The organism is Halalkalibacterium halodurans, from assembly GCF_004376175.1.
Classification (GTDB): domain Bacteria; phylum Bacillota; class Bacilli; order Bacillales; family Bacillaceae_D; genus Halalkalibacterium; species Halalkalibacterium halodurans.
Genome location: NZ_SNUY01000010.1, coordinates 77,495 through 86,913 on the forward strand (window position 1 = coordinate 77,495; position 9,419 = coordinate 86,913).

7 protein-coding genes and 4 pseudogenes are annotated in these 9,419 nt (G+C 40.0%); 6 read left to right on the forward strand and 5 right to left on the reverse strand.

Annotated features, from left to right (window positions below):
- Positions 1-527: 527 nt before the first annotated feature.
- Positions 528-674: pseudogene (locus tag E2L07_RS05335) on the forward strand (disulfide bond formation protein B); the annotation flags it as partial.
- An 18-nt stretch (positions 675-692) separates the two neighbouring features.
- Here the strand turns inward: E2L07_RS05335 and E2L07_RS05340 are convergent.
- A pseudogene (locus tag E2L07_RS05340) lies at positions 693-1,834 on the reverse strand (IS3 family transposase).
- A 73-nt stretch (positions 1,835-1,907) separates the two neighbouring features.
- On the opposite strand from E2L07_RS05340, the pseudogene E2L07_RS21165 reads away from it, so the two are divergent.
- The 5 genes and pseudogenes from E2L07_RS21165 to E2L07_RS21170 all read left to right on the forward strand — a co-directional run.
- Positions 1,908-2,084, forward strand: a pseudogene (locus E2L07_RS21165) (disulfide oxidoreductase); the annotation flags it as partial.
- Between the two features lie 115 nt (positions 2,085-2,199).
- Positions 2,200-2,808, forward strand: a complete 609-nt coding sequence (locus E2L07_RS05350) for a DUF6431 domain-containing protein (protein WP_276399879.1) — start codon at positions 2,200-2,202, stop codon at positions 2,806-2,808.
- 36 nt (positions 2,809-2,844) lie between these two features.
- Positions 2,845-4,197 (forward strand): DDE-type integrase/transposase/recombinase, encoded by a 1,353-nt coding sequence (locus E2L07_RS05355; RefSeq protein WP_134229026.1) that lies wholly within the window; start codon positions 2,845-2,847, stop codon positions 4,195-4,197.
- Positions 4,190-4,990 carry an ExeA family protein gene (locus E2L07_RS05360; protein WP_134229027.1) on the forward strand — a complete coding sequence of 267 codons (801 nt, stop codon included), beginning with the start codon at positions 4,190-4,192 and terminating at the stop codon, positions 4,988-4,990. Before E2L07_RS05355 ends, E2L07_RS05360 begins: the two co-directional genes overlap by 8 nt.
- Positions 4,991-5,332: 342 nt before the next feature.
- Positions 5,333-5,449 (forward strand): annotated as a pseudogene (locus tag E2L07_RS21170) (disulfide bond formation protein B); the annotation flags it as partial.
- A 154-nt stretch (positions 5,450-5,603) separates the two neighbouring features.
- Here the strand turns inward: E2L07_RS21170 and E2L07_RS05370 are convergent.
- The 4 genes from E2L07_RS05370 to istA form a co-directional block, all read right to left on the reverse strand.
- Entirely contained in the window at positions 5,604-6,317 is a 714-nt protein-coding gene (locus tag E2L07_RS05370) for a cytochrome c biogenesis CcdA family protein (RefSeq protein WP_134229028.1), read from the reverse strand.
- A 29-nt stretch (positions 6,318-6,346) separates the two neighbouring features.
- Entirely contained in the window at positions 6,347-6,862 is a 516-nt protein-coding gene (locus tag E2L07_RS05375; RefSeq protein WP_134229029.1) for a FixH family protein, read from the reverse strand.
- Positions 6,863-7,079: 217 nt separating this feature from the next.
- On the reverse strand, positions 7,080-7,841 hold the full coding sequence (gene istB, locus E2L07_RS05380) for an IS21-like element helper ATPase IstB (protein WP_134228976.1): 762 nt from the start codon (positions 7,839-7,841) through the stop codon (positions 7,080-7,082).
- A 1-nt stretch (position 7,842) separates the two neighbouring features.
- The gene (gene istA, locus E2L07_RS05385; protein ID WP_243854910.1) at positions 7,843-9,357 is read right to left on the reverse strand and encodes an IS21 family transposase; all 1,515 of its coding nucleotides are present in this window, start codon (positions 9,355-9,357) and stop codon (positions 7,843-7,845) included.
- Positions 9,358-9,419: the final 62 nt, after the last annotated feature.

A 9,419-nucleotide genomic window follows, 5' to 3' on the forward strand; every position in this document is an offset into this window, starting at 1 on the left:
TTTCATCCTCCCACCATTAGTTGATTAGACACCAATAACGGTAGGGTATTTTGAGAGGGCTGGCAAGCCTTTTCTATTTGTGCAACCTTCTAACATTTTGGTTGCAATACTCTTAACTTTTATTTTGCACTAAACAACTCCAATAACACTAGAAAGAAGTATATGCAGCTTTCTAAGGAGGAATTAGTTAAACGTTTGATTGAAGTAGAACAATATGTTGCAGAGAATCAACAACGTTGGGTTAGTAATCAATTCGAAAGGTTTAAATAAAAAAAGAGGGCTGTATTATTGCCCCCCAAAAAAGTTAGAGTAAAAACTAATTTTTGGTGTGATTTTTTTATGACAAAATATAGTGAAGAGTTAAATGCATCGAAATTCAGGTTCTACTTATTCAGCAATCGGGCCAGATTGTGGAGTAATTATATTACGTAGTAGACACATACTGCGCAACAAATAATTTCGTTTGAAGACCCGTTTGATTATGAGCATATAGTGAGCCTTATCGAAAAGGAATTGGAGTCTAACTAATGGAAAAGGGAATTAGTATACAAAATCTTATGTTATATGTAGCCTGGCTGGTTGCAGTGGTGGCAACGTTAGGTAGTTTGTATTTTAGTGAAATTCGCTTATTTGTTCCCTGTGAGCTTTGCTGGTATCAGAGGATTGTAATGTACTGGTATGTCAACACTAAATCAAACAATTTTTTTAAGGGCTAAGTTTCGATAACTTACCGGACTTTGATACCCAAGGGCACTGTGCGAACGAATGTTATTGTACCAATTGATATAATCAAAAAGTTCAAGTTCCAGGTGGTAAAAGGAATGGAAATGCTCTCCATTGATTAGTTCCGTTTTCAAAATCTTAAATGTCGCTTCTGCCACCGCATTATCATAAGGGTTTCCTTTATGGCTCAATGAGCGTCCAATCTCATATTCACTTAATCATTCATCAATGGCCACGTTTTTAAACTCAGATCCGCGGTCTGTATGAAAGAGTTTCACATTCTCTAGTGGCCGATTAACCGATGCGAAAGCACGCTGAACTAAAGCTGCGTCTTTGCGTTGTCCAACGCTGTAACCAACTATTTCTCTATTGTATAAATCGATTAAAAAACAGACGTAGTTCCAATGTTGTCCTACTTTGACATACGTTAGATCACTAACCAATACAGACATCTCTTCATCTACTTGAAATTCCCGATCTAACACATTTGGAACGGATTCTTCATTTGGACGAGAGCTCACTGGTTTGTAGGACGGTTGTGCATACTTTGATTGAATTCCAAGCTCCTCCATTAATCTACCTATGCGACGTCTGGAAACCTTGTGACCCGCTTTTAAAAGGTCTCCTTTTATTTTGCGAGTTCCATATACTTTACGGTTTTCGTTAAAGATCTTTCGTATTTTCTCTTTTAATTCTTGTTCTTCTTTAGCCTTTTCTTTTTCTTTTTGAGCAGCTATTTCTGTTTCATAATAAAAGGTACTTCGAGCTATTTGTAGGACTTCGCACATTGCTGATACCGAATAAAGGTGCAGATTTTTTTCAATTACCTCTATTTTCGTCCCATGATCAGCGCAGCTTGCTTTAAAATATCGACCTCCATTTCTAGCTGTTTATTTCTTTTTCTTAATTCAATCAATTCTTGTTCTTCTGGGCTTCGATTGTCTTTTTCTTTAAACGAACCATACTGTTGAAACTGAGTAATCCATCTGTCTAATGCAGAAGCAGTTAATTCATATTCACGGACAATATCTTGACGGCTTTTTCCACCTTCATATAAAGCAACCACTTGCTTCTTAAATTCTGTGGAAAACGTTCTTCTTTTTTTGGACATAGTAGATTCGCTCCTTACTCGTTGTGTATTATTCTACTAGCCCTTATTTTTATTGTCCAACTAAGTGTAGCCTATCCAGTACCCGTTGAGTGTATTACTGGGAATAGCGGCTTACTATAATGATTTAAAAATAAAACGATATGTGCTCCCACTCTCTATTATAGGTGGAGTCATTTCACTCTATCATTATCTTATTCAAAGGATACCATCATTTGGGCAAATAAAACCATGCGTTGAGGGAGTTCCTTGTTGTTTAAGCTGATCTAAATATTCCGAAAGTTGATGCTAATGCCTGGCCGAAGGTTGACCGATATAATGACCAGAAGTATAAAATCTGGAGAAAGGAAAAGACGTCCCCCATAAATGTGAAACTACGCCAACAGTTTCACAGGAGACGTCCACCCCAAAAAAGATTATGGTCATTATATCAAATTATTCCTTGGTTGAGAAGCAATCTGGCGTTTTTTGTTAGAAGTACGGAACGAATCCCCTGCCCTTGTTGTGGAGGAACACTTTCAGTGGCAGGAAGCCGGAAACGTGCATGGTATAAAAGCAGTGGCGAGCGCTCCAGGCTTGTGATTCGAAGGCTATATTGTGAGGCATGCGATAAGATTCATCATGAACTCCCTGATATTCTTGTGCCTTATAAAAGGTATGATGCGGAGAGTATAGAAGGTACCGTTTCTACACCACCACGTACAGAGGCAGCGGTGGATGAAGCAACCATCTTTCGATGGAAGAACTGGTTTCAGGTGTGGGTGGCGTATGCCATCGGCTGCCTCCGGTCTATCGCGATACGTTTTGATCTGCCTGTGGAGGAATTGTCCGAATCTCCACAAACCGTACTTCACTCCCTGGGACAATATGTAGGTATGGAGGAGGGATGGCTGAAGAGAGCTGTCCGTTCCATGACAAATTTAAATCTTTGGGTCACAGACCCGTTCCGCATTTCTGGCCGGACTGCTCTGGAGTAAACTCATGCTATACCAATGAATGGGAGGCATGAGAAGATGAAAAGTCAACGGAAAGCGGAAGAAACAGCCGCGGAACGTATGCAGTTAATCTCCCCTCTTTTGGCGGAGGGGTTGGATGCTGGCAAAGCAAGGAAAATCAAGGCTGATATCTGTGAAAGAGCAGGTGTTTCGGAAAGGACCATCCGCCGGTATCTTTCCCAGTACCGTAACGAAGGGTTCGAAGGCTTAAAGCCGAAGGAAAAAGGAAGAAAACCTGCCAGGACAGGGATCCCTCCTGCTTTACTGGAGGAGGCTATCCTTTTGAGGAGGGAGGTTCCGGGGCGGAGTGTCAGCCAGATCATTCAGATTCTTGAGTGGGAAGGAAAGGCAGAGCCGGGAGAATTAAAAAGGAGTACGCTCCAGGAAAAACTGGCTGAACGGGGCTACAGTTCCCGGCAAATGCGGATGTATACAAGCAGTGGAGTTGCCGCAAGAAGATTTCAAAGAAGGTACCGGAACAGCCTTTGGCAGTCTGATATCAAGTATGGCCCCTTTCTACCGATTGGTCCCAACGGGACCAATAAGCAGGTATACCTAGTCTTGTTTATTGATGACGCCACAAGATATGTTCTTCATGGTGAGTGGTATCCCACACTGGATCAGTCCATTGTCGAAGACTGCTTCCGTAAAGCGATACAAAAGGCGGGACTGCCTGAGGCCGTCTACTTTGATAACGGAAAACAGTACCGGACGAAGTGGATGGGGCGAACCTGTTCTAAACTGGGTATCCGTTTATTATACGCAAAGCCGTACTCACCTGATTCGAAAGGGAAGGTGGAAAAGTTTAATAGGAACGTTCAGGCCTTTATGGATGAAGCAATGTTGGAAAAACCGAAAACATTGGATCAGTTTAACCATCTCTTCCAGGCCTGGCTGAGTGAATGTTATCAGAATAAACCCCACTCTGCTTTGGACGCAGCCAGTCCTGAAGCTGCGTTCCGGTCCGATTCCAAAACGCTTCGTTTCCCTGAGGTGGATGTACTGGCCAATGCCTTTTTGCATTGCGAAGAAAGAAAAGTAGATAAAGCAGGCTGTATCAGCTTTATGGGCAAGAAATACGAAGTGGGTCTCTTGTTTATTGGCAGGAAGGTACAAGTGGTTTATGACCTGGCGGACATTTCAGAAGTAACCATTGAATATGAAGGGCATTCTCCGTGGAAAGCAAGAGAACTGGAGATCGGAGAGCGCGCAGGCAAAAGACCAGTTCTGCCGGATCACCTTCTGATCCAGGAAACAGACCACTCCCGATTACTACAGGGAGCTGAACAAAAACTGGAAGAACGGAAACAGATTCAAGCCCCTGCCGTCTCCTACCGGAGAGTAAGGAAGGAGGAAAACGGCTATGTTTGAAGCTTTTTATGAATTAACTCATACACCCTTTTCCCGGGCTATTCCAACGGAAGAGCTATATAATTCCTACCTGCTGGAAGAGACACTGGGCAGATTGGAATACGCTGCGGAACGCCAGCTATTTGGAGTCGTTACAGGGGATTGCGGCACAGGAAAAACAACCACGATTCGTCGGTTTATGGATGGGCTGGATCCTTCCAAGTTCTCGCTTTTATATATTTCCGATTCGAAGCTGACGCCCAGGAACTTTTACAGAGGCGTTCTTGAACAGCTCGGCTGCGAATCTAAGTTTTATCGAGGAGATGCGAAGAGGCAGCTCCACAAAGAGATTGAACTGATGCGTGGAATCCATGGTATTCAGCCGATTGTAGTAGTGGATGAAGCCCATTTACTGGACCGTGAAATGCTTGAAGAGGTTCGGTTCTTATTGAATTTTAAAATGGATGCTCAAAGCCCGATGGCCCTTATACTGGTCGGCCAAAACGAACTTTGGGACCGCCTGAAGCTCCAGTCTTATTCGGCGATCCGCCAGCGAATTGACTTACAGTGCAAGCTGGTTCATTACGACCGTTCAGAGACAAAGGAATACATGAAGCGCCATCTGTCCTATTCCGGTGCGAAGCAGGAGATTTTTTCGGATGGGGCAGTAGATTGTATTTATAATTTTTCTAGTGGTTCCGCCCGGCTGATTAACAAAGTGTGTACCCATAGTCTTTTATACGGGGCACAGAATAAGCGCAGGATTATCGATGATCATATGGTGAAACAGGTGATAGAAGGAGAACTATCTTGATGTGGGAATGTCGGTTTATCGCCTATTCTAAGCTTATGAAGTGTTGGCTTTTGGTAAAAGGGGAATATGGCCGCTTCCTGTATGAGGGAACCCGATTTTATATGCGTTTTGATGAAGGAGTCTTCCTTCCTTGTCAGCTCGAATTCGATAGACAGTGGTATGTGACCATCGGTGATGAGGGCATACGACTTAATTTGAGAAAGAACGAAGAATACCAAGTTTATATGTAATTAATAGGGAAGCGATGCACAACCAAGCTTCCCTTTCATTTGGACAAAATAGGGAGCAATATCGGGACAAAGTTTCCCGTCTTCCGCATGACTTTATATGGCGTCAGTAACACCTTGTAATGTTCAGTATATAAATTGGCTAGGATTTATAACCATTCCTTTTTTATCTCTTACTGCATTTACCATTATTTCAGTTCTTTTGTTATTGATAAAAACGAATAAGAAGTAGAAAAGCTTATTCAATAGAAGGTTTATCAAGCTGAAAGAGATAGGAATTTTTTTAAGCGTCCCTTAAATTGCTCCAAACTAAAGAAACACACCCATAAGTTCAGGGTGTGTTCCTTTAGTTTAGTAAGTTGTTACTAGCCTTATTGTATTTAGACTTAAAAATTAAACGGAACAAACCTTGCGAAATATGTAGCAAGAATACGGAATTGTCCAGTAAATAACAAAATGCCTAGTATAATCATAATTGCACCGCTAATTTTCTGTATAGTCGGTAGCAATCGGTTGAACTTTTTGAGCTTATGCAATGACTTTGACCATAACAATGCAACTGCAAAAAAGGGGAGGGCTAATCCCATTGAGTAAACAAACAACATAAGCATTCCTGTATATAGAGTTTCGGTTTGACTAGATAAGATAAGAATCGAAGAAAGGACAAGTCCAATACAAGGTGTCCAACCGGCTCCGAATACGATACCAAGAATGACGGAATTACCGAAACTAGCAGTCTTCCTTTTACCGATTGACAAACGTTTTTCTTTATAAAGCAAATTTAAAGAAATAACACCTATCATCTGTAACCCAAATACGAAAATAATAATACCGCCGATTTGCTCTATGAGAACTCGATTATTAGAAAATAATTGACCAATTACAGTTGAAGAGGCTCCTAATATCATAAAGATAAGGGTGAACCCTGAGATAAAACCTATACTATTGTAAATGAGGAGCCGGCGATCAGCTTCAATTTGATTTTCCTTCACACTTGTTCCCGTTATTTGTGCTAAATAAGCCGGAACAAGGGGAAGCACACAGGGAGATAAAAAAGAAACTAAGCCCGCTGCAAATGCTAACCAAATCGTTACCTCCATTTTTAAACACCTCCAATGTTATGGAAAAATTAATGGTTCGAATGATCACTTTCGTTATTGTTCTGATCAGTATTTCCCATTTCTAAATTAACTGTATCTGGTTTAGATGTGATTTCATCAACATCAACGTCTCCTACTACGACCATTTCTTTTTCCATACGATGCATATCACAAGCCGTTACATGATAGTAAATGTAGTAAACACCTTCTTCTTCAAATGTCCAGTCAAGTTGGTAAACACCAGGTTCTACTTTCTCCGCTTTTAGTAGGTGATGATATTCCTGATTTCCATGTTCCCAAATTTCAAATTCAACTTGATTTGCGTTCTCAACAGGTAACCCTTCATGGGTGATAGTAGTACTAAAGGTCACTTTTTCGTTTGATTCAGGTTCACTAAGATTGTAACCAGAATCTATTTCAATTGGCACAAGTGTATTAGAACAATCACTAGTTTTTTCTTCAGTCGAGCAGGCAGATAAAATCATAAGTAATGCTAATGAAAGAAATATAAAGTATTTTTTCATTTTTATTTCAGCTTCTTTCATATTTATTTTATTTTGTCGAGGGAATCTGTAGGAACGATGCTATTTAAATATTTAATAATATCTTCTTCTTGTTTTTGTCAATAATAAATTGAGCCAGAGCGATTACGTTAAAAGTGAGCCACTTGAAATATGTTAAGTCCCATTTATGGAGGGATATGGAATGTTCAGGGTGTGTTGCCCGGGAGGGCAACACACCCTGAACATTTTCGCGCCTCGATTACCCTTCGGCGTTATTTTCTTTCCGTTTTATACTTTGCCTAAATCTATAAGACTCCCCGTTAAGTAAATGAATATGTGCTTTGTGGGTGAGACGATCTAAGAGGGCTGCTGTCATTTTTTCGTCTCCAAAAACGGAAGTCCATTCAGTAAAATCAAGATTGGTTGTGATAATAACGCTTGCGCGTTCATAGCGACTTGAGAAGAACTGAAACAATAGTTCTGATCCTATCTTTGAGAAGGGCACATATCCTAGCTCATCGATTATGATTACATCAAATTTGAGCCACTTTTTTTCAAATGAAAGCAGAGTATGCTCTTCTTTTGCCAATAATAATTCCTCTACTAATTGAGCAGCTGTTATAAACTTAACTTTAAGGCCGTTTTTGATTAGTTCAATCCCTAAACCTGTAGCTAGATGGGTTTTCCCGGTACCACTGTTTCCTAGAAATAATATGTTCTCTTTCTTTTGGACAAATTCTCCTTTAGCCAGGGTCAAAAATCGATTTTTGTTTAGGCTAGGCATTAAGCTAAAATCATACGAATCTAACGTTTTTTGTACGGTAAATGTAGCTTGCTTAAGTCGCCTTTGTTTTTGATTTTCTTCCCTTGTTTGGAGCTCAAGTTCTAATAGAGCCATCAGGTATTCTTCATAACGTAAGTTTCTTTCTTCAGCCTCTCTTGCGAGAGAACGATACTGTTTAGCGATCGTTGGCATCCTCAATTGTTTAGTTATGTGGTCTAATAATAATTCAGTGGTCATTTTACTGTCCCCCTGTCAATTGCCCATACTGTGATATGCTAGACTTTTGAATTTTGTAATCTAACAAACTCAAAGGGGTATTTTCAATAGGGAGTTTATCGATTGTCACGTCATTATTTGTCAATCGCTGAATTAGCTCATGAACGACTTCATAACGATAAACCTGTGTTTTTTCTGCTTGTATTAGAGCTTTTGTTAAATTTTCCATTCCTATCTCGCGATGCAGGAGCAGGAGACGTATGAATTTTCGGTCACCATTCGCACCTTCTTCTTCACGCATTTTATGATGAAACCTCCTAAACACATCTGGGATGTCTGAAGATTGAAATGCATGAGCATCTCGGATCGCTCTTGGCTTTTTCAATAGGGCTTCTAAATAATGATCAAGAACTGTAATCATCTGATTCCGTTCGTAAGAGCGGGGATGTTGTGCGATTACCTGGTTTTGAGCCACTACGATTACTTGATCCACAAAAATTTTTACCCAAACAGCTTGTCCAACATAACGACATGGAACCGAATATTGATTTGTTTCAACAGTGATTAATGAGGTTTTGTTCACTTGACACGAAACTAATTTACAAGCTTCGAATTTGTTGGCTGGAAGAGGGTGTAGATGTTCTTTTTCTTTATGCCACATTTGTAAGACTGTTTCTTTTCTATGTGGTACTTTTCTTCTTTCTGATTCTTCCATACACCAATTTAAAAGATAATTATTTAATTCTTCCATTGATTGTACTTCTGGCAATGGAACGAAGGCATTTCTTCGGACATAACCAACGGTTCCTTCCACTCTACCTTTTTCGTTCCCAGCTCTAACGTTACAAAATTCTGCTTTAAATAAATAGTGAGCTTGCAGGGCAAGAAAAGCCTCCTGTTCAAGTCGATCTCTTCCTTGTAAATTCTTTTGCACGGCTGTTTTTAAATTATCAAAAAGTCCTTCTGTCGGAACACCTCCAAAAAATTGAAAAGCATGCACAAATCCATCTAAGAAAGCCTCTTGTTTTTCATGAAGGTATGCTCTGACGAATCTCATTCGAGATGCCGAAAGTTGCATACAGAAGAGGAAAATACGTTGTTTTCGACCCTGTAGTATAATATCCGCCTCTCCCCAGTCGAATTGGAATTGGTGGCCGAGTTGAAAGTCAAGAGGGATAAAGACTTCCTGTAGCTTCTTTTTGCGCTTTGCAACAATTTTTCTCAGATTAGATTCAGAACCTTTAAATTCATATTCAGCTACTAATCTCTCATACATCCGTGCAGCTGTATGGCGTTGTTTTCCCCAACGCTTTAAATCATCTTCTAACCATTTATCGATAATAGGTAATATTCTCTCGGTTTCTTCAGAATACTTTGCTTTACCATATACTTTTTTACGATGAATAGTTGTTGGGGGTTCACCTTGCTTTAAATATTTACTTACAGTATTTCTTGATATTCCTAACTTTTTAGCTATTTGCCTTTGCGACAGTCCTTCTACCTCTTTCATAAATTTGATATTATAAAATTGAGCCATGTTGATCATCCTTTTCTACCTCTCTTATCTTGATTGTTTGGTCACTATCAATAATAAGAGAG

What these genes read in the sequence shown, in the direction of transcription:
- E2L07_RS05370 (WP_134229028.1), bottom strand. Translation starts at nt 6,317, where the DNA reads ATGGAGGTAACGATTTGGTTAGCATTTGCAGCGGGCTTAGTTTCTTTT.
- istA (WP_243854910.1), bottom strand. Translation starts at nt 9,357, where the DNA reads ATGGCTCAATTTTATAATATCAAATTTATGAAAGAGGTAGAAGGACTG.
- E2L07_RS05355 (WP_134229026.1), top strand. Translation starts at nt 2,845, where the DNA reads ATGAAAAGTCAACGGAAAGCGGAAGAAACAGCCGCGGAACGTATGCAG.
- E2L07_RS05375 (WP_134229029.1), bottom strand. Translation starts at nt 6,862, where the DNA reads ATGAAAGAAGCTGAAATAAAAATGAAAAAATACTTTATATTTCTTTCA.
- E2L07_RS05360 (WP_134229027.1), top strand. Translation starts at nt 4,190, where the DNA reads ATGTTTGAAGCTTTTTATGAATTAACTCATACACCCTTTTCCCGGGCT.
- istB (WP_134228976.1), bottom strand. Translation starts at nt 7,841, where the DNA reads ATGACCACTGAATTATTATTAGACCACATAACTAAACAATTGAGGATG.